The organism is Flavobacterium sp. GQ95 (genome assembly GCF_059758655.1).
In genome coordinates this window covers 242,666-266,851 of sequence record NZ_JCAXEB010000001.1, presented here as the reverse complement: position 1 = coordinate 266,851, position 24,186 = coordinate 242,666, and the positions used below count along the sequence as shown (strand labels likewise).

The 24,186-nt window shown below is 34.7% G+C and carries 24 protein-coding genes and 1 tRNA gene; 14 read left to right on the top strand and 11 right to left on the bottom strand.

From position 1 onward, the window contains the following. The first annotated feature begins 133 nt into the window (after window positions 1-133). The 13 genes from murC to AC6CH4_RS01045 all read left to right on the top strand — a co-directional run bounded on the left by murC (window position 134) and on the right by AC6CH4_RS01045 (window position 13,356). Entirely contained in the window at window positions 134-1,483 is a 1,350-nt protein-coding gene (murC, locus tag AC6CH4_RS01105) for a UDP-N-acetylmuramate--L-alanine ligase (RefSeq protein ID WP_498099414.1), read from the top strand. Beyond that, window positions 1,470-2,192, top strand: coding sequence for a cell division protein FtsQ/DivIB (locus AC6CH4_RS01100; RefSeq protein ID WP_498099412.1), 723 nt, complete (start codon window positions 1,470-1,472; stop codon window positions 2,190-2,192). Before murC ends, AC6CH4_RS01100 begins: the two co-directional genes overlap by 14 nt. Window positions 2,193-2,198: 6 nt before the next feature. Next, the gene (gene ftsA / locus AC6CH4_RS01095) at window positions 2,199-3,623 is read left to right on the top strand and encodes a cell division protein FtsA (protein WP_192185866.1); all 1,425 of its coding nucleotides are present in this window, start codon (window positions 2,199-2,201) and stop codon (window positions 3,621-3,623) included. A gap of 84 nt (window positions 3,624-3,707) precedes the next feature. Next, on the top strand, window positions 3,708-5,705 hold the full coding sequence (gene ftsZ, locus AC6CH4_RS01090) for a cell division protein FtsZ (protein WP_498099410.1): 1,998 nt from the start codon (window positions 3,708-3,710) through the stop codon (window positions 5,703-5,705). 257 nt (window positions 5,706-5,962) lie between these two features. After that, entirely contained in the window at window positions 5,963-6,412 is a 450-nt protein-coding gene (locus AC6CH4_RS01085) for a GatB/YqeY domain-containing protein (RefSeq protein WP_498099408.1), read from the top strand. Between the two features lie 71 nt (window positions 6,413-6,483). Continuing rightward, window positions 6,484-6,557: transfer RNA gene (locus AC6CH4_RS01080), tRNA-Arg, on the top strand. Between the two features lie 285 nt (window positions 6,558-6,842). Beyond that, complete coding sequence (locus AC6CH4_RS01075; protein ID WP_498099406.1) at window positions 6,843-7,616, top strand: alpha/beta fold hydrolase; 774 nt, start codon at window positions 6,843-6,845, stop codon at window positions 7,614-7,616. 56 nt (window positions 7,617-7,672) lie between these two features. Beyond that, window positions 7,673-8,476, top strand: a complete 804-nt coding sequence (locus AC6CH4_RS01070; RefSeq protein WP_498099404.1) for an alpha/beta fold hydrolase — start codon at window positions 7,673-7,675, stop codon at window positions 8,474-8,476. 45 nt (window positions 8,477-8,521) lie between these two features. Further along, the gene (locus tag AC6CH4_RS01065; RefSeq protein WP_498099402.1) at window positions 8,522-9,319 is read left to right on the top strand and encodes an alpha/beta fold hydrolase; all 798 of its coding nucleotides are present in this window, start codon (window positions 8,522-8,524) and stop codon (window positions 9,317-9,319) included. A 114-nt stretch (window positions 9,320-9,433) separates the two neighbouring features. Beyond that, window positions 9,434-10,300, top strand: coding sequence for an alpha/beta fold hydrolase (locus AC6CH4_RS01060; RefSeq protein ID WP_498099400.1), 867 nt, complete (start codon window positions 9,434-9,436; stop codon window positions 10,298-10,300). Window positions 10,301-10,581: 281 nt separating this feature from the next. After that, complete coding sequence (locus AC6CH4_RS01055) at window positions 10,582-11,073, top strand: helix-turn-helix transcriptional regulator (protein WP_498099398.1); 492 nt, start codon at window positions 10,582-10,584, stop codon at window positions 11,071-11,073. 146 nt (window positions 11,074-11,219) lie between these two features. After that, the gene (locus AC6CH4_RS01050; protein WP_498099396.1) at window positions 11,220-11,801 is read left to right on the top strand and encodes a Crp/Fnr family transcriptional regulator; all 582 of its coding nucleotides are present in this window, start codon (window positions 11,220-11,222) and stop codon (window positions 11,799-11,801) included. A gap of 34 nt (window positions 11,802-11,835) precedes the next feature. After that, a complete protein-coding gene (locus tag AC6CH4_RS01045) occupies window positions 11,836-13,356 on the top strand; it encodes a S10 family peptidase (protein ID WP_498099394.1) in 1,521 nt (506 codons plus the stop codon). Between the two features lie 233 nt (window positions 13,357-13,589). Here the strand turns inward: AC6CH4_RS01045 and AC6CH4_RS01040 are convergent, their stop codons facing one another. The 11 genes from AC6CH4_RS01040 to AC6CH4_RS00990 all read right to left on the bottom strand — a co-directional run bounded on the left by AC6CH4_RS01040 (window position 13,590) and on the right by AC6CH4_RS00990 (window position 23,273). Further along, the gene (locus tag AC6CH4_RS01040; protein ID WP_498099392.1) at window positions 13,590-14,048 is read right to left on the bottom strand and encodes an SRPBCC domain-containing protein; all 459 of its coding nucleotides are present in this window, start codon (window positions 14,046-14,048) and stop codon (window positions 13,590-13,592) included. A 53-nt stretch (window positions 14,049-14,101) separates the two neighbouring features. After that, window positions 14,102-14,452 carry a lipocalin family protein gene (locus AC6CH4_RS01035; RefSeq protein ID WP_498099390.1) on the bottom strand — a complete coding sequence of 117 codons (351 nt, stop codon included), beginning with the start codon at window positions 14,450-14,452 and terminating at the stop codon, window positions 14,102-14,104. Between the two features lie 166 nt (window positions 14,453-14,618). Then, window positions 14,619-14,747, bottom strand: a complete 129-nt coding sequence (locus tag AC6CH4_RS01030; protein WP_498099388.1) for a hypothetical protein — start codon at window positions 14,745-14,747, stop codon at window positions 14,619-14,621. Window positions 14,748-14,848: 101 nt separating this feature from the next. Then, on the bottom strand, window positions 14,849-15,034 hold the full coding sequence (locus AC6CH4_RS01025) for a hypothetical protein (protein ID WP_498099386.1): 186 nt from the start codon (window positions 15,032-15,034) through the stop codon (window positions 14,849-14,851). 332 nt (window positions 15,035-15,366) lie between these two features. After that, entirely contained in the window at window positions 15,367-18,606 is a 3,240-nt protein-coding gene (locus tag AC6CH4_RS01020) for a DUF2135 domain-containing protein (protein ID WP_498099384.1), read from the bottom strand. Window positions 18,607-18,908: 302 nt separating this feature from the next. Then, window positions 18,909-19,760, bottom strand: a complete 852-nt coding sequence (locus AC6CH4_RS01015) for an alpha/beta fold hydrolase (RefSeq protein WP_498099382.1) — start codon at window positions 19,758-19,760, stop codon at window positions 18,909-18,911. A gap of 219 nt (window positions 19,761-19,979) precedes the next feature. Next, a complete protein-coding gene (locus AC6CH4_RS01010) occupies window positions 19,980-20,660 on the bottom strand; it encodes a metal-dependent hydrolase (RefSeq protein ID WP_498099380.1) in 681 nt (226 codons plus the stop codon). Window positions 20,661-20,768: 108 nt separating this feature from the next. Beyond that, window positions 20,769-21,515 (bottom strand): hypothetical protein, encoded by a 747-nt coding sequence (locus AC6CH4_RS01005; protein WP_498099378.1) that lies wholly within the window; start codon window positions 21,513-21,515, stop codon window positions 20,769-20,771. Between the two features lie 31 nt (window positions 21,516-21,546). Beyond that, window positions 21,547-22,026: a DinB family protein gene (locus tag AC6CH4_RS01000; RefSeq protein ID WP_498099376.1), complete on the bottom strand. Its 480-nt coding sequence runs from the start codon at window positions 22,024-22,026 to the stop codon at window positions 21,547-21,549. Continuing rightward, window positions 22,026-22,490, bottom strand: a complete 465-nt coding sequence (locus AC6CH4_RS00995) for an Mpo1 family 2-hydroxy fatty acid dioxygenase (RefSeq protein ID WP_498099374.1) — start codon at window positions 22,488-22,490, stop codon at window positions 22,026-22,028. The genes AC6CH4_RS01000 and AC6CH4_RS00995 overlap by 1 nt, the downstream gene beginning before the upstream one ends. 81 nt (window positions 22,491-22,571) lie before the next feature. Beyond that, complete coding sequence (locus tag AC6CH4_RS00990; protein ID WP_498099372.1) at window positions 22,572-23,273, bottom strand: gasdermin; 702 nt, start codon at window positions 23,271-23,273, stop codon at window positions 22,572-22,574. 312 nt (window positions 23,274-23,585) lie between these two features. Between AC6CH4_RS00990 and AC6CH4_RS00985 the strand changes: the two genes are divergently transcribed. After that, the gene (locus AC6CH4_RS00985) at window positions 23,586-24,140 is read left to right on the top strand and encodes a DUF4494 domain-containing protein (protein WP_498099370.1); all 555 of its coding nucleotides are present in this window, start codon (window positions 23,586-23,588) and stop codon (window positions 24,138-24,140) included. The last annotated feature ends 46 nt before the right edge of the window (window positions 24,141-24,186 follow it).

Sequence of the window (24,186 nt, the reverse complement as noted above, 5' to 3'; positions counted from 1 at the left end):
ACAACACAAGAAAGAAAACAGAATGCTATTTTAGTCATTTTGGGTTATTAAAGAAGATAAAATACAAAGGCTTAAGCGCTAGTTTTTTACAAAAGAAAACTAGATGTAAATAGCCCAAAAAATAAAAATAAAAATGAATTTAAATCAAATACAGAACGTTTATTTTATTGGCATTGGAGGCATCGGAATGAGTGCTCTGGCCCGTTATTTCAAATATATCGGGAAACAGGTTTCAGGTTACGATAAAACGCCATCAATGTTGACAAATGAATTGATTGAAAGCGGTATTGATATTCATTTTGAAGATAATATTAATTTGATTCCAGGTGATTATTTTGTAGAGAATACGTTGGTGATTTTTACGCCTGCCGTTCCAAAAACACATTCGGAGTGGAATTATTTTATCGAAAGAAATTATGAAATTAAAAAGCGTGCTGAAGTTTTAGGAATCATTACGAAAGACACTTTTAGTTTCGCAGTTGCCGGAACACACGGAAAAACAACAACCTCAAGTATACTAGGACATATTTTATATGAGAGTGGAGCAGATGTAACTGCATTTGTGGGTGGAATAGTTGAGAATTACAATTCTAATTTAATTGGAACCGGAAAAACAGTAACTGTTGTAGAAGCGGATGAATTTGACCGTTCGTTTTTGCATTTGCATCCAAATATTGCTTGTATCACTTCAATGGATGCGGATCATTTAGATATTTACGGAACAAGCGATGCTATTGAGGCTTCGTTTGTAGAATTTGCTTCTAAAGTTGAAGACAAAAGTAAACTCTTTATAACCAAAGAATTGCCTCTTGAAGGTGTACAATGTGCTATAAATGAAGATGCTGTATATAAGGCGTTCAATGTTCGTATTGAAGATGGAAGTTATGTTTTTGATGTACAGACGCCATCAGAAATCATGAAAGACCTGCATTTTGGATTGCCTGGAAAACATAATTTAATGAATGGATTGATGGCTATTGCAATGGCCAAAACGTTTGGCACCCCGACCGACTCCATTGCAAAAGCCATTGCTTCATTCAACGGAATCAGAAGACGTTTTTCTTATCAGATTAAATCTGATAATTTAGTTTATATTGATGATTATGCGCATCATCCAACAGAAATAAATGCTGTACATCAGGCTGTTAGTGAATTGTATCCCGGACGTAAAGTTTTGGCAATTTTTCAGCCACATTTATTCAGCAGAACGAGAGATTTTGCTGATGGATTTGCTGAAAGTTTATCACAATTTGATGAAGTGTTTTTAATGGATATTTACCCGGCACGCGAATTACCAATGGAAGGAATTACATCTGATTGGTTGTTAGGGAAAATGACAAGTTCGAACAAAAAAATTGTTGCAAAAAATGATTTATTAGCGGAAATCAAAGCCAGTGATGCGCCAATAATTGTGACAATAGGAGCTGGTGATATTGGTGAAATGGTTCCGTCAATTAAAAAGATGCTAAATGAAAATATTTAATTGGACAAATATTCGATTGGTTCTCATTTTTGGGCTTGTACTTTTTTTGTATTCGTTCGCACAACATCGAAATGGAGATCGGAAATTGAAAAAATCCATGGTCGTTTTTGTAGGAGAAAATACGCTTTTTGTAAAGCCTGAAATGGTTAATAAATTGTTGATAGAAAATAAAAGAGACGCTTCCAGTATCCGAAAAGATGAACTAGATTTGAATAACATAGAAAAAACCCTTGATACGCAAGACATGATTGAGAAGTCAGATGTTTTTGTAAGTATCGACGGAGTTCTAAAAGCGATAGTAAAACAGAAGACACCAATAGCGAGAGTTTATGATGGTGATAACTCTTTTTATATTGACTATGAGGGTGATAAAATGCCTTTGTCAGACAATTTTACGGCGCGGGTTCCTCTTGTTTCGGGGGCAATAAATGAAAAAAATAACGAAGATTTAGCTACCTTATTTCGCACAATTTATGACGATGCGTTTTTGAAAAAAAACATCATTGCAATTCAAATTATGCCTAATGGTAGCCTAAAAATGTTTAATAGAAATTATGATTACTTCATCGATTTTGGCAGAACGATGAATGTTGATAAGAAATTTAGAAACTATAAAGCCTTTTTTCAAAAAGCAGTTTTAGATAGTTCGTTATACAAATACAAAAAAATTGACCTGAGGTTTACGGAACAAGTAGTTTGCACAAAATAATAGAAAATGGAAAAAGATAACATTGCAGTAGGTCTAGATATTGGAACAACCAAAATAGTTGCCATGATAGGCAAGAAGAACGAGTATGGCAAGTTGGAAATTTTGGGTATTGGAAAATCCAAAAGTTTGGGTGTTGCAAGAGGTGTTGTAAACAACATTACGCAAACCATCCAATCGATTCAACAAGCTATTTTAGAAGCAGAGAATAATTCAGGTTACAAAATAAAAGATGTGGTTGTGGGGATCGCAGGACAACACATTAGAAGTATTCAGCATACAGATTACATCAGCCGTAGTAATCCGGAAGAAGTAATTGGCGAAAAAGATATTCAGCTTTTGATTGACCAGGTAAATAAACTGGCCATGTTACCGGGAGAGGAAATTATTCACGTTTTGCCGCAAGAATTTAAAATCGACGGGCAATCTGAAATTAAAGAACCAATCGGAATGTACGGTGGAAGACTGGAATCTAGTTTTCACGTAGTAGTTGGACAGGCTTCTTCTATCAGAAATGTTGGAAGATGTATTCAGAGTTCAGGAATTGAATTATCTGGCTTGACATTAGAGCCATTGGCTTCGGCAGATGCTGTTTTGAGTCAGGAAGAAAAAGAAGCTGGTGTTGCGCTTATCGATATCGGTGGTGGAACAACAGATTTAGCCATTTTTAAAGATGGTATTATTCGTCACACTGCTGTAATCCCTTTCGGAGGAAATGTAATTACGGAAGACATTAAAGAAGGCTGTTCTATTATTGAAAAACAGGCAGAGCTTTTAAAAATAAAATTCGGATCAGCATGGCCGGGTGAAAATAAAGACAACGAAATTGTTTCTATCCCGGGATTAAGAGGCAGAGAGCCAAAAGAGATTTCGCTTAAAAACTTATCTAAAATTATCCATGCACGTGTGGTGGAAATTATTGAACAGGTTTTTGCAGAAATTAAAGCTTACGGACACGAAGATCCTCGTAAAAAATTAATTGCAGGAATCGTTCTTACGGGTGGTGGAGCTCAACTAAAACATATTAAACAGTTAGTAGAGTACATTACCGGAATGGACACCAGAATTGGATATCCAAATGAGCATTTAGCAGGAAATTCAAGCGAAGAAATTTCCAGCCCGTTGTTTGCAACAGCAGTTGGTTTGGTAATGAACAGCATCGAAAATAGCACACAAAGTGCTGTTAGAATGGAGTTGGTTAACGAGCAGCCAAAAGTGGTTTACAGAAATGTTCCACCACAGGCACAACAACCGGTACAACAACGATACGAAGTTGAAGAAAACTACGTTGAAAGAGTAGAAACTATAGAGCAGTCAAGAGAAGTTAGAAATAATACTACAGTTGAAGCAGAATCTACCGAAACAAAAATAAGAAGATCATTTTTTGATCGTTATGTCGATAAAATCAAAGATTTTTTAGACAACGCAGAATAAAATAGTAATAAACGAAAAGGATTACTTTTTGCCCCAAGTCAAGAAGTAAAAAATGTATTTAATAAGAATTTCAAAACCAAAAAGATGATGAGCAACTCAGAATTTGGAAGTATTTCATTTGATTTACCAAAAAACCAATCAAATGTAATCAAGGTAATAGGTGTAGGAGGAGGCGGAAGTAACGCGATCAACCACATGTTCAAACAAGGTATTAAAGGGGTAGATTTTATCGTTTGTAATACAGATTCGCAAGCACTTCAAAACAGTGCTGTACCAAATAAAATTCAGTTAGGAATGAACTTAACAGAGGGTCTTGGAGCAGGAGCAAATCCTGATGTAGGGCAACAATCTGCTATTGAAAGTATCGCCGATATCGAAAAAATGTTAGACCGTGGTACTAAGATGGTATTTATTACCGCTGGTATGGGTGGTGGAACAGGTACAGGTGCTGCTCCGGTAATTGCACAATTAGCAAAAGAAAGAGAGATTTTAACGGTTGGTATCGTAACAATTCCGTTTCAGTTTGAAGGGAAGGTTCGTCAGGAACAAGCCCTTTTAGGAATCGAAAAATTACGTAAGCAAGTCGATTCGTTAATCGTAATCAATAATAACAAATTAAGAGAAGTATACGGAAATCTTGGTTTTAAAGCCGGATTCTCTAAAGCGGATGAAGTTTTGGCAACAGCCTCAAGAGGTATTGCTGAAGTAATTACGCACCACTATACTCAAAATATCGATTTACGTGACGCAAAAACTGTTTTGTCAAACAGTGGAACTGCGATCATGGGATCTTCTGTTGCTACAGGTGAAAACAGAGCGAAAGAAGCTATTATTTCGGCTTTGGACTCTCCGTTATTAAACGACAACAAAATTACAGGAGCCAAAAACGTATTGTTGCTTATCGTTTCTGGATCTAATGAAATCACGCTTGATGAAATTGGAGAAATCAATGATCATATCCAGGCAGAAGCAGGTTATAACGCTAATATTATCATGGGAGTTGGTGAAGACGAAACTCTTGGTGAGGCCATTGCGGTAACTATTATTGCGACTGGTTTTGATGTTGAACAACAAAATGAAATTGTAAATACAGAACCTAAAAAAATCATTCATACGTTAGAAGATGAGCAAAGAAGTGTTCATAATTTAACGAATAAATCGGTTACATCTTTTGACTTAAATGCTGAAACACCTACTGCGAAATCAGAAGAAAAAGTTGTCTTTGATTTAATGGAAGATGAGCCTTTTGCTAATACTCATAATCCTGTAGTTCCAACTCCTGTTGCTCCAGTTGCAGTTGCTCCAACTATCAATCAGGAAGAATTGGTGGTGATGTCAGAGTTTATCAAAAATCTTGATGTAACTTTTGAAATCGTTTCGCCAATTACAGATATCGATTTTACTATTTCAGCTCCGGCAGCAGAATTTGTTCAGGAAGTAAAACCAGTTCAGCAAAGAACTTTTGAAAGAGAAGAACAAACAACTTTCTCTTTTGATTTGCCTCTTTTCAGATCTGAGCCAGAAGTTAAAAAAGAACCTGTTGTTGAAGAGACTAAGATTTTATTCGAATTGACAAACGAAACACGTAATATCAAAGTTAACGACCCTGTACAGTTTGTACCGGTAACAGAAGTTGCTGAAAACGGAGTTATCAAATATTCTTTAGAAGAATATATGGAGGTTGAAAATGATTTGATGACATCAAAACCAATTGAAAAAGCGGTAGAAGATGTTGTTCCTGCAGAATTAAATATCACTTTAAAACCTAAAGTTGATTTTGCTCAGGAAGCTGATTATTCAACAACTTCAAATGTTTCTCCAATGGAATTGACTATAGAAGAAACGTTACGTTTGCGAGCTGAAGAAAGAAGAAAGAAACTGAAAGAATTTAACTATAAATTCCATAATAATGTTTCAAGAATTGATGAACTTGAAAAAGAGCCTGCTTACAAAAGATTAGGTATTGATCTTTCAAACAATCAATCGAATACAACCAATTCAAGAATATCTGTTGGTACTGATAGTAATAACGATTTACAATTGCGTTCAAACAATTCATTTTTGCACGATAACGTAGATTAGTTTTACATTCATAATATTAGGATAACCCGAAAATTGGATTTAATTTTCGGGTTATTTTTTTTATCTTCGCACAGAATTTCGAAATTTGACTTTTAAAAGAATGTTTTAAAAGAAATATTGTCACCCTGAGCGAAGTCGAAGGCTCATTACCTTAAAAGGGCTTCGACTTCGCTCAGCCTGACAGCTGATCAGAGTCAAAAACAATTCAAATGAACATATCAATATATAAGCCCGGCTTATTTAAATAAAATAAAACAATGAGTTTACAAACATTAATCATGGACGAGATCAAAACCGCCATGAGAGCTAAAGATACAGTTGCATTAGAAGCATTAAGAGCTATTAAGTCTGAAATGTTATTGGCTGCAACAGCTACAGGTTCAAAAGAAGAGTTAACTGAAGACGATGAAGTTAAATTACTTCAGAGACTGGTTAAAACCCGTAAAGAAAGTGCCAGAATTTTTACAGAACAAAATCGTCCTGATTTAGCTGAACCAGAATTGGCTCAGGTTGCTGTAATTGAGAAATTCCTGCCTGCTCAATTAAGCGAAGAAGAAGTAGAAGCAGTAATAGCAAAAATCATTGCTGAAACTGGAGCTTCAGGAATTGCTTCAATGGGTAAAGTTATGGGATTAGCATCTGCTCAATTAGGCGGAACAGCTGAAGGAAAAACCATTTCTGCAATTGTGAAGAAACTTTTAGTATAAAAAAATTTAGATTTTAGAGTTCAGATTTTAGATTGAATCTGAACTCTAAAATCAACAATCTACAATAAAAAGACCGCGTAGTTCAACTGGATAGAATATCAGATTTCGGCTCTGAGGGTTGGGGGTTCGAACCCCTCCGCGGTCACTAAAACAATAAAAAAGCCTGTAAATTCAATAATTTACAGGCTTTTTTATTGTTTTATAAAATTATCGATAGTTTTTGAATTATCATTAATCTCTTATTTTTATTAACATCACTTGTTCGAATCCTTATAGGACTCTGAGCCTTTGTTTTTTATTCTGGCAATTGCATCATAGAGTATAGCGAGGGAGAAATAAAAAAATAAACGGAATTTCATTACTTGCCGCAAGACAAGTGCCACAGGTTTTATTCGCTCTTTCTTTGCATAGTATTAAACAAATAAATATTATGCAAAACGAAAAAAACAACACACATGAGGAATTAAATTCCTCATCTTCTACAAGTACAAACACTATTGTAATTGTACATGGAGCATGGTCATCTGCAAACGACTGGCATTACGTTGCCGGCTATCTTAACTCCGCAGAAAATAATCTTATTGTAGTAAATCTTCCGGGACATGGTAGTGATGAAACACCCGTATCTAAAATTAGTTTGCAACTTTATGTATATGAAGTTTTAAAAGCAATTGGCAATGCAACGGATGTTACCCTTATCGGCCATAGTTTTGGCGGTATAGTTGTGAGTGAAGTAGCCGAACTGATTGCTCCGCAGATTAAAAAACTAATTTATATAGCTGCCTTTGTTCCTAAAAACGGAGATAGTTTGCTGTCACTTGCACAAACTGATTCGGAAAGTCATGTAGGTAAAAATCTTATTGTTGATGAGCAAGCTGGAGTTGCCAGTATAACTAAAGAAGCAATTACAGACGTTTTTTTAGCTGATGCTCCAAAACCAGTTGCAGAATATGTAACCAATAATCTAAGACCTGAACCTTTGGCTCCACTATCCACTCCAGTTACTTTAACAGAAGGTAATTTCGGAAAAATTACTAAGGTATATGTCCACAGCCAAAATGACCATACCATTGGTTATTCACTTCAACAAAAAATGGTTGAAGATGCAGGGATCTTAAGAACTTACTCGCTTCCTTCAAGCCACACACCATTTATAGTATTTCCTCAAATATTATCAGCAATTATAACTCTGGAATCTAAGTAAAACACATTTCAAAAAATAAATAACAGTTTAATATTAAAATCATGAAAAAATTAAAATTGATTCAACTTCTCGTTGTAGCTTTTATCTTCATTTTATCATCATGCTCAAATGACGATAACCAGCCTGAAAATCCAAAAAATTATGTCCTTGTTCATGGAGCATGGCAAGCTCCCTTTGTATGGCAGGGAGTAAAAGCTAACCTTGAAAAACAAGGTAATAAAGTAATCGTTGTTGAGTTACCGGGCCATGGTGATGATGTTACTTCTCCAGCTGCAATAACATTAGATGTTTATAAAGAAAAAGTTATTGATGCAATCTCCACAATAGATGGTAAAGTTATTTTAGTAGGTCATAGTCTTGGCGGTATGATAATTTCTTCGGTTGCAGAAGCGATGCCTTCTAAAATTGAAAAACTGGTTTATGTTGCGGCTTATTTACCGCTTTCAGGCCAAACATTAGATAACCTGGCACATATGGATCCTGATTCTCAGCTTGGGGTTGCGGGTAATCTAATTTTTAATTATGATCAAGGTATTGTAGATGTAAAACCGGACCAGATCGTTAATCTATTTATTCAGGACGGCACTCCGGAAATTCAAAACCTTGTAGTAAAGAACTATCGAACAGAGCCTTTAACTCCATTTATCAATCCTGTAGTACTTACTGAGCAAAATTTTGGATCCGTTAAAAAAGTGTACATCAAAACTTTACAGGATCACGTTGTGTCACCGTATTTACAAAACAAAATGATTGAAACAGGGAAAGTTGAATCTGTATACCAGATCAATACAGGGCATAGTCCATTCCTTTCACAGCCCGACGAGTTGTCATTGATATTGACAAAAATAGGAGCCAATTAAATAATAACAAATAATAACAAATAATAATCAATTAATAAATATATCATGAAAAACTCAATTTTATTAGTAGCATTGCTATTGCTTACAACTATTACAGCTTCATCACAAACGAATAAAGCTAAAAACGAAAACACTATTGTAATAATCCATGGTGCCTGGTCATCGTCAAATGATTGGCAGCACGTTTCAGAGGACTTAATTGCTGGTGGCAATTCAGTTGTTTCCGTTAATCTTCCCGGACATGGAAGTGATAATACTCCAATTTCAGCAATTAGTTTAAAACTTTATGTTAATGAAGTTAAAAAAGCCATTGGAAACAAACAAAATGTTGTGATAGTTGGGCATAGCTTTGGCGGGATTATAGCAAGCCAGGTTGCAGAAGATATTGCGCCTCAAATAAAAAAGATAATTTACATTGCGGCTTACGTGCCAAAAAACGGAGAAAGCCTGTTGACTATCGCTCAAACTGATGCAGATAGCCACGTTGGTAAAAATCTTATTGTAGATGAGAAATCGGGCATTGCGAGTATAAAAAAAGAAGGTATTGCAGATGTTTTCCTTGCCGATGCTCCTAGGCAGATTGCAGACTACGTAAGCAATAATTTAAAACCTGAACCACTAGCTCCTTTAGCTACTCCGGTAACGCTGACTGACGGCAAATTTGGCAAAATCAATAAAGTGTTTGTTTATAGTTTAAATGACCATACGATAGGTTATCCACTTCAGCAAAAAATGGCAAAAGATGCTGGTATAGAGAGATCATATTCTCTTCCATCGAGCCATACACCATTTATCATGTTCCCACATGTTTTGGCTCAAATCATCGCTTTAGAAGCAAAATAAATATCAATATCAATATCAATATAAAAGTTAAGAATCATTTTACTCAGTAATCTTCGGTTGAGTTTTTACGGAAACATAATGATCCATCACTTAAATTATAAATAACAAAAACAAATGGAAACAATAGAAAATATTTTAGAAGCAGAAAAATTTACGCACAAAACTGCACCAACAAAATCTATAAACGTAAATGGTAGCGATTTTACCTACCGTTCTTTTGGAAGACAGGAAGGAATACCAGTACTGTTTTTGCAACATTTTACAGGGAACATGGATAATTGGGATCCTGAAGTTACAAATGCAATTGCCAGTAACTACCCTGTAATACTATTTAACAACAGAGGAGTTGGAAGTTCTAAAGGTACTACTCCTGACAATGTATCTGAGATGGCACAAGATGCTGTTGATTTTATCCGTGCCTTGGGTTACAATAAGGTTAACATTTTAGGTTTCTCACTTGGTGGTTTCATCGGGCAAAAAATAGCCACAGATTATCCGGAACTGGTCAATAAGCTTATATTGGCAGGTACAGGATCCATAGGTGGAAAAGCGATCGCACAATTGGAATCACATCTGGAAAAAGCGTTTGTTGATGGACCGGACAGGGTATTAATTAATCTTTTTTTTAACAAAACGCCAAGCAGTATTAAAGCTGGTGAAGCTTTCTTAGAAAGGCTGGCTGAAAGGAAACTAGACAGGGATTTGCCGACCAGTCAGGATGCAATTGCAAACCAGGCAAGAGCTATCATAGGCTACGGTTTGGCGACAGATGAAGACAACAAACAGCTAAAGTCTATTAAACAACCTGTACTTATTGTTAATGGAATTCAAGATAATATGGTTGATTCTATAAATTCATATATAATGCTTCAGAATATTCCAGATGCAAAACTGGTACTTTGGAGTGATTCGGGTCATGGAGGAATTTTTCAGTATTCAAAAGATTTTGCCCAGGAGGTAAACTCATTTTTATTGAACTAAAATCGTATTACAATTATATAATTATAGGAATTTATAAATTGAAAATCCGGTTGCTGCGCTATTGACAGAAGTGAATTCTTGTATTGAGTAACAGAATGCAAATGTTTTAGATGTAGATCAATGAAAGCAGTAATCGATTTTAACTATAGTACATGATGCCAATTTTAGTGCCTGCGCAAATAGAAAATGACTGTAAATTTTATGGGTTGTTAATTATAGTAATCTTGTTCACAGCTATTTTTATAATGTTGATACAAAGACAAAAAAAAATAGTAATACAAATGAAAAATCTGGAACTGGAAAAGCGAATTAATGAAAAGGACAGGGAACTGAAACTACTCCAAAAAGAAATTGAATTGCGAAATCGGAAACTTTCTGCCAGAGCATTATATCTTTCCGGTAGAAATCAACTTATCAATAATTTGATTTTATTTATAGAAACTATCCCTGAACTTTCCATAGTCCCAGCTTTAGACAAGCAGATAAAACATTTAAAAGATTATTTAAGAGACGATAATGAATGGGAAACATTCATTTCCCATTTTGAAGAGGTAAATCCGGGTTTCCTGGCAAGACTTCGAAAACTGCATCCAGCATTAACATCTAATGATATGCGTTATATTGCCTATATCTATATGAATTTGTCGACGAAAGAAATTTCAAGTCTTTTGAATATAACAATATATGCAAGTAAAAAAAGAAAAGAAAGAATCATTGCGAAGATGAATCTTCCTAATTACATAACCCTATATTCATACCTTTCAAATACTTAGAAAAAATGTCTCCAATTTGTCTCTTAATTGTATCCTTTTTTTTAAGCGATTTAGAATTGTGTTTTACTTACTTCTTAAGTAATTGATTAATTTTGACACAACAGTCTTGTAAAGAAGTTTTTGAATATAATATTAACAATAAAATAATGGACAAACAGGGACTAAAAAATTACATCATAAAAAATTTGCCATTTCCAGATCGCACTTTAGATGATGTAGTAGAATATTTTGAAGAGATTTCTATTTCAAAAAATGATTTTTTTCTTAAGGAGGGAAAAATAAATGAGCACTATTTCTTTTTGCAGAGTGGTTTCATGAGAGCCTTTACATATGATAGCAATGGAAATGAAATAACTACAAATTTTTATCAAAAAGATAGCGTGGTATTTGAAGTTTCATCATTTTATTTAAAAACTAAATCAACTGAGAATATACAAGCTGTTACAGATTGCAGAGGTTATGCAATTAGCTATGAACAATTAAATTTGTTGCTGCATGCTATTCCGGAATTTAGAGCATATGGGGTAAAAATGCTGGCTAGAGAATATGTATTATTTAAGAAAAGAGCATTAGAATTAATTAATCTTAGTGGTGAAGCACGATATGAGAACCTTATCACTACTAATAAGGAAGTATTTCAGTTTGCCCAGCTAAAACAAATAGCTTCTTATCTAAATGTCACGGATACTTCATTAAGTAGAATAAGAAGAGAATTTTTAAAAAAATAGATCAAATCTCGGGAATCAATAAATAAATTATTACATGGTAAATACTACCAGATTTTTTATAATCACTTTTTTTTCTTTCTTATCATTGTCTTTTTTTGGTCAGGGAAATGTGAATGAATTGATGATTAAAAAACAACTTTCCTTTAGTACAAAACAGACAATTGATATTAATGGAAAACCTTTAGATTTCACTGCTATAGCGGATGAAATATTTCTTAAAAACGATGATAATAAAATTATAGCTAGTGTATTTAGCTTTTCTTACATAAAAAAAAGTAAAAAGAATGAGGTCAGACCTGTTGTTTTTGTATTTAATGGCGGTCCCGGCTCATCATCTATTTGGCTTCATCTGAGCAGTATTGCACCTTGGAAAGTAAAATTGACTCCGGAAATAAATTCTTCTAATTTACCTCCATTTGAATTAGAAGATAATGCAGATTGTTTGCTGGATGTAGCAGATTTGGTTTTTATCGACCCTGTCGGTACTGGTTTTAGTCATATCATTGAACCTGGAACTCCACAGAATTTTTATGGAGTAGATCAGGACGCCGAATCGATGGCTCAATTTATAGAAAAATGGTTAATTAAAAATAACAGATGGAATTCACCAAAATTTCTGATCGGAGAAAGCTATGGAAGTCAGCGAGTTTCAGTTCTTCCCAGAGCACTTATGGGTGGGGTAACTTATACTGGTGCAATGAGAGGCATAACACTAAATGGAATTATTATGTTGGGAACTACCTTAGAATCACCTTTAAAAAAGTTAACAGCTGATGAAAAATTACAAAGAGCAGCATCATTACTTCCAACGTTAGCAAATACTGCATGGTATTATAATAAAGTAAATAAAACATTATATACTTATGAGGAATTTCAAAAAGAAGTTTTAGCATTTGCAGAGAAAGATTATTTAAATGCACTTTTACTGGAAAATCAGCAAAAACTTTCAGCGGCAGAAAAGATTGCTATAATTGATAAACTTTGCACTTATACAGGATTGTCTGGAGATTTTTTTTTGTCAACCCTTGAAATAAAACCAAATCTTTTCGCAGACGGACTTTTGTCTAAAGAAAATTTACAGATTGGAATCTATGATACAAGATATAATCTTCCACTTCTACATTCGGGTAATGATCCAGTTGCAGACGATCCGGCAATGGGAAGGTACGTTCCTGGATTTACTGCAGCATTTAGAGAGTTGCTAGTTTCAAAATTAGGCATTGACATTCAGGATTCTTATAGAACTATTGACTGGAAAAATATTTCGTTTCAATGGCAATGGTCGCGAAAAGAAACAAAAGAAGGTCCTGATTTTACAGACGATTTAAATGTCGTTTTACGCAGAACTCCCAATCTAAAAGTATTTATAGCGGGAGGAAGTTATGATTTGTCTACTCCGGTTGGATATGCTAAAAAAACTACCGAAAAAGCAAATTTTTCTGGGAACAGAGTCATTTTTAAAGAATATGAATCTGGTCATATGTTATATTTAGGCAAGACTGGAAAATTATTTAGTGATGATCTAAGAACGTTTATTTTAAGTTGTTCAAAATGAAATTGAGATAATCTATAAAAAATTAGAAAATTGTAGAGTCAGAGTCCTATTTACTTTTGCATCATAAAAGGCCAGCAAAGAGTCTGCTATTCTAAATAAAAGGTTCGAATTTTGTACCATCAGGATCACTATAAAAATAAAAAAGCCTGAGAATCTAGATTCTCAGGCTTTTTTATGCTTCGAAAATTCTTTCTATTTTTTTTAGTTTTTAGAAAGCCAGTGTTTGTAAACAATTATTCTTCACAAATTTCTTTCAGCTTGTCAAGAGCCTTTGGATACTTCTCGTTCATATAATCTACAAACTCTTCTGTTGTGTCTAAGTCAACAGTAACGGTTGTAGTGCCATTGTTTTTTTCGAAGGTATAGTTTTCGAATCCGTTTGCCCATTTTTCTACTTCTGGTCCTTCTGTTATTTCCTTATCATCTTTTAAAAGTCCATAATGTTGAATAGAAACAAACTGGTTGGGAATGTTTATGGCTATCCTGGAAACCATACCTCCCTTTTCTCCTTTTTCATCTACACCTATAAACAGCATTTTACTTCCCTTGTCCCAACTTCCTTCATAGGTAGAGGTGGGGTTGAACAATGCGGTCCATTGTTCGTAAGTTGATTTATTGGTAATGCCAAGCATAAAATCATATATTTTGGCTACAGGTGCATTGATGCTTACTTTAAATTGTAACTTTTTCATAATGTTAAATATTTGGTTAGACTTTTTTTCAAATTAATCCTATTATAAGTTTTTTAATTTTCGTGCTTGCAATATCCAAGATAAAACATTGGTTTAGGGTATTTTATTTTATCAACTGATTTCCCAATTGGATTTAAATAACCATTTGCAATTAAAATTGTGTCTCCAAGTTGTTCAATATTTTTATCATCATATTTAAGCAGTAAAATATTTCCTTTTTTCTCCCACTTTCCTGTCCACCATTCGTTATATCCAAAAACACCAGTCCAGTTCAGCTCAAAGGTTTTGTCTTTACGAAATAGGATGTATGCTTGGTTTTGAGTTCCTTCATAACAAGCTCTAAACTCGACTTTACTTTCAAGCTTTTCAGAGTCAAGTCTGTAAGGAGATAAAAAAGTATACAAAATTGTTAATGAGCAAATTACTACTGGAAAATAATTTTTGAAATTTAAACTATGTCTGTTTCGAACAATATTAATAATTGCTTTAATTCCATAAAGTATGATTGTTATGAATGTTATTGGTATTAGTAATGTCAAAATAATATAAATAACCCCTGATAGATTTTTATTAATGTGATGATAAAATATTGTCAGCAACAGATAAACGCAACAAATTATTGTCATCCAAATTATTGATCTTTTTATCTTCTTCGTTTCTTCCATAAAAATTACTGCCTAAGGTATTTATAGTTGTCATTAAACAGCTTCAATTTACTGTATTTAAAAGATTCATACATTTGTAATGCTTTACGAAATGAAGTTAAATAAATAGAGAATTTAGTGACAGTTTCCTATTTCTCAGATCCCTTTTTTAGAATTTTTCACCAGAATAAAAATTGCAAATACAAAACACAGTAGGTAAATAACTGCTAGTGCAGGCTTCTCAAATTTTAAAGTTTCAAAATCGAATTGCTTGTACAATGTGACGCCTAAAATGATGGCAACAATCCAAAAGATAAAGTTTACTACTTTTTTATTTTCCATGATTTCAATGTTTTATAAATATGTGAATTATTCTTTCTATTACAATTTCAAAAAAAAACTAATAACGAAGATAGGAAAGAATAAGAAATTATTTATGTTTTTTTTGGATATGCATTTCTCAAAAAAACAAAAGCCTCTAATCTAGCTCCGATAGCAGTGGTATCCTTTTGTGGTGGGGTTCACCCACAAAAGATATAGCGGATAGCGGGACAAAACGTGTATTGAAAACGTGATTCTTCTGCTCCAAAACAAAAATAGAAACAAGAAAAAAGGTCTTAATAAACATACTTTCATGTCAATTAAAACCTTTTTCAGTAAAATGAATTATATAATTAATCAATCACAACTTCTGCCAGATTTTGATTTTCTTTGATTTTACCAAGCTGAATCGTTTGCAGTTTTCGTTCGGTAACACCGTTTTTAGACGTATAAACTTCAACCATAACTGTTGTTGGGCCATTTTCGGTTAAGGTTCTTTCGCCAAAATAATTCGATTTAACTATGTATTTTCCTTTAACAGCATTTCTCAATAAATATTGTTCCGGACCATAACCTTGTGTGAAATCTTTAGAGAAACGGGCACCAATTTCGGTGTCCCGATGTCCGTAATAACATTCTTCATTGGTTGGTTCTATAATATGCAGGTCAATATCGGTATCCATTTGATTCCAGTTTAGGATAATACGAATGGCAACTGGCATTTTGTTCAAATATTTTTTATCCAGTTTGTCTGTTTTAATACCGCTGTGTTCCTGAATCATTCTGTTTAAATCCATTAAAATAATATCTTCAACGCCAGAATATTGTCCGCTCATTTCGCCGAAATAATTTACTTCTAAGGCTTTGATTAATTCATCAAAAGCAGCCTGATATTGTTTGTTGTCTTCCAATGTCAAAGCTAAATCACGATGCGCCTGCGGTTCCTGTTCTCTCCATTTTGCAACCTGGCCGGCGGTAAACAAAGCATCTTCATACGTTCCCCATTGGCGCAATACATAAGTCAGGGATTTGTATAATTGATGATTCTCTAAACCTAAATCGGCGATGTTGCTTAGTACTAACAAGGCTTTTTCTTTGTCGCCATTGTCATAAAAGTAGTTGGCCACATCAAAATAGAAATTCGGATTGTTGATTTGGTCGTCGCGCAATTCAAGATATACATTGTATCTTTTTTCTGCCGGGGCATTGGCTAAAGCTTTCAAATAGATTCTGTCCGGATTCCAGGTGTTTGTTTTTGTTTGATTAAGGCTCGAATAACCAACCGTAACATCCAGATTCGAATCTGCCACATTTTGACTCTGGATTGCATTATCAGCAACAATTGCAGTACCAGAACCAACGGCAACCCCTGCCACTTTTCCGGCCAGTGCTTTTTGAATACTCGTAGCAGGAAGTGTTATGCTCTCTGAACGTACCATCATGGCAGAAGCAGCGGGTAAATCTCTTTTTTCTTTTCTATCTTCTTCTTCGTCTGCTCCAACAGATTCTCTTTGGCGTTGGGTTCCGTATCCAACAGTCACAACTTCCTGTAATTCCTGATGCGCGTCTTTCATTGTAATATTGTAATTTCTTCCACTTGCAACTCTTATTTCTTTAGTATCCATCCCAACATAACTAACCTGAAGCTTATCGCCACTTACAGCATCAATACCAAATTTGCCATCAAAATCTGTAGTGGTGCCATGACGAGTGCCTTTTACTAAAACAGTTGCTCCTGGTAACGGCATACCACTTTGATCCAAAACAACACCTCGTATATTCCCACTAATATTGCTGACATTTTTTGGATTCTTTGGCACAGGTACAGGCTTCGGAATATTGTATTTAGTATTCTTTTCCCACCAGGTTTTAAGCTGTTCGTAATAACTGGCTACATTTTCCCAATTGCTAAATTTCTTTGCCTGTGCGCTCGCCATTTGCTGCTTCATGACGTTATCAAACTCCGCTCTTAATTCGGCAGGCGGAATAATATCATATTGAATATAATCGTGCAGACTTTCTAAAACGATAAGTGAGGTGTTTTGCGTTACAATACCGTATCGTTTTCCGAGAGCTTCAATCTCGTCAGCGTTTGTTTTGTATTGAATTTCAAGATTGGCAATTTTCTTTTGTGCCCACAATTTTTCGATACTAATTTCGCCCGAAACCGGAATTGTAGCATCAATATGAATCGTTTTTTCTAAAACAGGTTTCTCGTCATAACCAAAAAGCAAAACCACATCATTTTTGCTTTTTAATGAAATTCCTGCAACACTAAAACTTCCAGAAACCGGCGTTCCGGCCATTGGATACAAATCGGTTATTAGATAGTTTTCTTTGATTCCAAGAAATTTCAAACTTTGATACATTAATTTGTCGTAAGCATCTTCAATTTTTAACTGATTCAGGTTAATGAAATTTCCGCCTGTTTTTATCGCGTTGTAATTCAAAAAAGCATAATCTGATGAGCCTAGCGAACTAATCGTATAAATAGGTTTTTTGCTCGTAGTCAATACGTTTGCACTCAAAGAAGACAAGCCGTCCGTAAAGAATAAATACTCGTCATGAACCGGCAATTTTATTTTTGAGAATCGGGTACCGCCATCATAAACCACGTTTCCCAAAACTGATTTCAGGGCAGACCAATCACCATTTTGAATTGTATAAGTATTCTTTTTATCAAAGTTATAACCGGCAAAGTACAAAGTTACCGACACGTTTTTCAACTGACTAAAATAGGCTGAAAGCAATTGCAATTCTTTCTTAACGTTTCGGTTTTTACAGCTTAGCGAAACATCCCAGATTAAACCAATAGTAGTTAGGTTTTTCTTTAGTATTTTAGGATTATCCAAAATAGTATTGGCATAAAAATAATGCTGATCATCTACGCTTTGCGCAACGACACTCGGAATTTCAGCACGAATCGGAATCGTAATAACTAATTTATCCTTAAGCTGATAATTTACTTTTTTAACTGAAGTCACATAAGACTGATTCTGATTTTCTAACGCCAGAATTCCTTCATCATTGGCAATGGTTGGTGCCACGGTTGCCCCCAAAACCGCGACATTCAACTCAAAAACATCCAGTTTCCCGGAAGAACTGCTCAGCATTTGATACGATAAATGTGTGGAATCAAAACTGCTTAATTCCTGTTCATAACCAATAATTACAATGCGTTCTTTTCTCGGCATTAAAGGATAAATGCGGGTTCTGAAATTATTTCCTTCTACTTTTTCGAGTAATCCTGGATCGACACGACGATGTTCAACGGCTTCAAAAACCTGTTTTCCTTTGTTTTTATTTACCGGAACCGCCTCACGCATTTTTCCGTTGATGTCAATCGCATATCGCGAAACCGAAACTCCTTCCGGCAACGGAAACATCAATTCGGCTTCCATCTGGCGATTGGTTCCGTTATAAAAATGCATTTCAGTGGTCGTGTACGCAATATTACCTACGATTTTTACAGCGACCTTAAGTTGATTCAGCCTTACCAAAGAAGAATCTTTACCTTTTACATTCAGTTGCGGACTTTGAGCCTGAGTAAAAAATCCGAAGAATAACAGCGAAATTAGAAGTATGTTTTTCATAAAATATAGTTTTAAGTTTTCCAGAAGAAACTTCTCTATTACTATAGAGTACTATTTTTATAAAAAGGTTGGGACGAATGAAAAAACTTCTTCATAAAAAGTCTTATAAAGAAGTTTGTTTTAATTTTTAGTAGTTTTTTAAGGAGCTATTTACTTCGTCAGTCGCTATCGCTCGTGTCCTGCTGTCCTTCCAAATCTTTTGTGTCCGTCGCGGCGGACACAAAAGGATTTTCCCTCCCATCAGGGCTAGGGCACTCTTTTTCAAAAGAAATATCATTTTATTATTTTATACTATTTCGATTTTACTTTGAATTTTCCAGAAAAGCATGAATATAATTCACCACCAAATTCACATGCTGATGTTGTGGCGCATGTCCGGTTTGTGGCAAAACAATAAGTTGCGCTGTCGGCAATTGTCGCGTTAACGGATACCAATTTTCGACTGCAAAACTAATATCGTGATCGCCGCAAATAATTAATATTGGCGTTTTTGTCGTTTTAAGTTTTCCTTTAAAATCATCTTTGTCTTCGGTTAAACCGGCGCTGCCCTGAAAATAAAGCTGAAAAACATCCATAGTCGACGGAATTTTAGAAACATCAATTCTTTGTGCAATTCGGTCGTGCGACGCTTTGGCTTCGATTTTACTGCCTTCAGATAAGGGCTCAAAAAACAAGACAATTTCATCATCAAAATCATTTACAGGTTTTAAAGCTGCATCCAGAAAAGCCTGTTCCAGTGGAACGACTCTTTCACCCGGAGGCCCTGTTCCTAACAAAACCGTTTGTGTAATAAGATCATCAAATAGGAGCGTGGCAACTTGTGTTACCAATCCTCCGTAAGACCATCCCATAATGATCGTTTTTTTGATTTTCAGAAAATCGGCGAGATCTTTTACATCTTTGGCAACTTCTTTTAAATCGGTTGCTAAAGTTCCGGTCGAATAACCAATTCCGCTATAATCAAACGTAATAACCTGATAATTTTCAGCCAACTGATCTAAAAATAAAGGATCCCAGGTATCAAGTGTTCCTCTGAAACGGTTTACTAAAATAATTGGCGTTCCTTGCCCGATAGAGCGATACGCAATTTTACGTCCTGGAACATCGGCAAATTCGGTGGTTGAATTTAGCGCGCTACTTTTTTGTGCATTCATAATGGATAAGTTTGTTATAAGCATCAAAAAAACAATTGGAAATGTAAATGTTCTCATTGCTTTTGAATTTCGGGTTAATGATAAACTTCAAAAACAATTTTAATGCCTTGATTAAAAATATTTATAATCCTGTATTTTTGAGGTATGGGGCAGCTTAACAGTTTTATTTTCTGCTTTATTTCGCTAAGCGAAAATGTTTTTTAGCGATATTTAGAAAAATTATATTTCGATTGTACTGCCTATTTTGGGTAAATAAAGCTGAAGATTGGTATTGGTAAAATCTGTGATTGCTTTTTCATGATCCATTACAATGAAGCCAAAAGTGTCATAATGCACTCCTAGAATTTTAGTAACCCCAACCAATTTTGACGCTTCAATCGCTTCTTCAACTCCCATAGTGAGGCCATCGCCAATTGGGAAAACGGCAAAATCAAGTTTGGTGAATTTCGGAATAATCTGCATGTCCAGAGTTAGCGCTGTATCGCCGCTGTAATAGAAATTTCCGTCAGAAGTGGTGAGCACAAAACCGCAGGCAATTCCGCCATAACTTCCATCCATAAAACTGCTCGGATGCTGTGCAATAACGCATTTTACGCGTCCAAAATCGAAATCAAATTTTCCGCCCGGATTGATCGGATGCGCATTTTCGATGCCGTTTTTTAAGAGCCAGTTATAGATTTCGAAATTCCCCAGAACCTTGGCTCCGGTATTTTTGGCGATTCTTTCCACGTCCAGAATATGGTCATAATGCGCATGCGAAATAAAAATATAATCAGCTTTGATGGCATCAACATCAATATCTTTTGCCAGTTCATTGGGCGTAATAAAGGGGTCAAAAAGAATGTTTTTTCCATTGGCATAAACAGAGAAACAAGAATGCCCGTAATAAGTTACTTTCATAATAAATAGATTTATAAATTAATAATGGTCTATAATCAAAATAGTTAACTTCTTTTATCCAAAAAATATACCACTGAAATAGCTTCCTGCTATCGTAATAACAAGTGACTATTCTTCAAATACTTTTTCGGTATCTACAGGATTATTTTCCTGATACAGTTTTTTGCCAATTTCACCACTGTCACCTAAGGCACGACCTTTAATCAGCCAGGCGATTCCGAAAGCAAATAGCGCAAGAGCCTCGAGAATCAAAGTGGAATATCGGAACAGTTTAAAGGTCTCAGAAATGGGAACCAGAACTACAAAAACAATAATCGAATAACCACAAAAGCGATAAATATTGTTTTCATTTAACATGCTTTTCGGATCTCTGGTTTCGTTTTCCTGACCAATCGTAAAAACATTAATAGCTAATAAAGCCATGATTAAAAAAAGAAGAGCCGCAAAACCATAATGAAGCCAGCCCAGCCACTTTTCCGGATACGGAATTAAAGTGTAAATTTTAACTGCAAAATCATCAGGATTCATAGGAAACAGTGCTACACCAATTGCCATAATTCCGGCGATATTGGTGAGTAAATTGTCATTTTTCCAAAACGAAGCATTGCCTTGACCTCTGTACCGAATCATAAATAATCCGACAGCGGCCAGAGTTCCGGTAAAGATCTCCCTGAGATTGGTATAATAATAATTGCTGATAGAAGGCTGAAGTGGCGTTTTGAAAAAAGAGATATAAGATAATCCAACTAAAAGTATCGGCAGACTAATACCTAAATACCCAATCGCGCGCCTGATTCTTCTGTAGGTAAAAATATCAAAGCTTTCAATTTTAACTTCTTTGTTATTTATCTTCATGGCTGTTGGGGTAAATTCTGGATTAACAATTTTATCTGATAATATCAGTGTCGACAGGAGTATAACCTAAGTGCCTGCTGAGAGATAAAATTTGTCCTTTATGGTGGTATTCATGTGTGGTTACATGTGTGAAAAGCTTAAGTGGTTTTGCTGAACTTTTTACATTTTGGATTTCATACTGTATTTCAGAATCAAATTGATCTATGGCCGAAATAAAATCGGCCATTAGATTATCTATTGTATCAAAAAGCAGTATTACTTCCTGTATCGTTTTATAATTTTCGTATTCGGCATATTTTACATTCTTTTTCAAAGTAATATTTGCAATCCAGTGTTCGTATATATTTGCGATATGAACTAATAAATTCCTCATACTTCCGCCACGGCCAAATGACGTATTTTGATTCACAAAATCTTCTGGCAATATTGTTTTACAGTAGGCAAACAATACTTTTCTGGAATCCTTTACATATTCATATTGTTCCTTTGCATATGTAGAAATTAGGTCCATTACTTTCTCGAAAACAAATTCTCAACAACCCAGGCCGGGCCAATCATTAAAAACTGAAGATCTTTTAAGAACGAAGGTTTTTTGCCTTCAATATTGTGTCCATAGAATTGCCCAATCCAGGCGATGACAAACACACCAATGGAGAATATCCACAACGGCACAAATTGTCCGATATAATAGTTTACAACCAGACAAATCGCTGAGAAAATCGAAATCTTAATCGCCATCGCAATAGATAAGCGAATGTAAAAAATCAGTACAAAAAGCAAGACAACAACCGCCCAATTTTCGATAATAGGCGCGTTTAATTTTAATGTATTAGCAATTATCCCACTCGGAATACTCATTAGTAAACCAACGATAGAAAAGTAAATTGCAGGCACACAAACATAATGAATTGCCTTGTTTTTTGGGTTTTGATGACTTACAGCATATTCTGCAAACCATTGGTCTAAAGTTCTCATCTTTTTGGTTTTAAGGTTAGTTGCGTAAATCTAATAAATTTTTCTTCAGTTTATAAAAAGCAAAAAGAATTATACAGATGATTAAAAGATATTATTAGTATCTGTAACCTGAATTAATTTTTTAAATCGGCTTCTGTCATAATCAATTCGGCTTGCTTTTACGGCAATTGGAAAAGAAATCCCAATATTTGAGTTCATTTTTAATTTATTTAAATCACTTGTCGAAAAATCAAGTTTACCGTCAGCGACGTCATTAAGGCTGGCAACAAAGGCGGCGTTCAAAGTAAAATCCGTTTCAATATCGACCACAAGATTTTGGGCAAAAACGGTTCCTGTTGTCAATAAAAGATAATTTTGGTTGATGTTCCTTAAAAGAGAAGGATTCGGATGCAGAAAATCGGCGCCGTAAAAATATTCTTCAAGATTCCCTATTGTATATTCTTTGGTAACCGAATTTCCGTAACTAATCGTTACTGTTTTTCCCGATTGTATTTTTGATGTTATTCCGAATGTTCCGACTCCGAGCGTTTTCAGGATTTCTCCCAAAAGTGTAATCCCGATATTAAATCCGTATTCATCTTTTTTGGTGTAATCGACATTAAGAGCTGCGTTCTCGATTTCGTTCAGTACAATATCGCTCTTAAAAGCATGGCCGATATTGTCGTAGTAAAGCTGAGCCTCATCAAAAGGTTTTTTCAGCCATAATTGCAATGGTTTATGATTTCTAACTGGTCCTTCAATTAAGTCATAACCTTGTTCGCTTAAAAAATTAGTAAGTCTCATTGTAGTGGTATTTAAAGTTCTTAGTAGTTTGGGTTATCCGATAAAATTTGTTTTTGGTTAATCTTTTTTAAAAAATTAATTGGCGTTTAATATTCTCATTTATAGGATTTAGCTACCAGAAATTTATTAAATATTTATAAGTTAATTCGCAATTTTATGATTCCTTTATATGTTACCGACTGATAAATAGTAACTTAAAAAACGAGAATAATTTAGGGCTAAAATTTAACTCAAATTGTGAATATCTATTTCGCAATTAATCGATTTTATTTGCGTTAAAATCTATCTTTGACATCCTTAAAATTAATAGAAATGAGCGCAGTTTGGTACGAATGCAAAGTAAAATATAGAAAAACAGATGATATTGGAACACAAAAGGTTACGACAGAACCTTATTTGGTAGATGCCATATCCTATACAGAAGCAGAGAGCAGAATCAACGAAGAAATGGCGGCGTATGTAAGTGAAGAATTTAAAATCACGAACATCAAAGTGGCAAATTATGCTGAGATTCACCCGTTCGAAAATGCGGATCGCTGGTTTAAATCGAAGGTTTCTTTAATTGCTTTTGATGAAGAAAGTGGAAAAGAACGTAAAACCAATATGTATTTGTTAGTTCAGGCTAACGATGTAAAAGAAGCTTACGACAATACAGTTTCAGTAATGAAAGGTACAATGGGCGATTATACTATCCCAGCCATTTCAGAATCGCCAATTATGGATGTTTTTCCATATTTTAGCGGAGAAGAAGGAGATCTGGAACAAATCGAGAGATTCAACGCACTTAAAGGTTCAAAACCAGAATTAGTAGCGGTAGGAGATATGGGCGAAAATGTAGAAGATTTGGTTGAAGCTGATAGCGAGTAATCTATCAAAATCATAATTTATAAAAGAGGGCTTTTTTAAGTCCTCT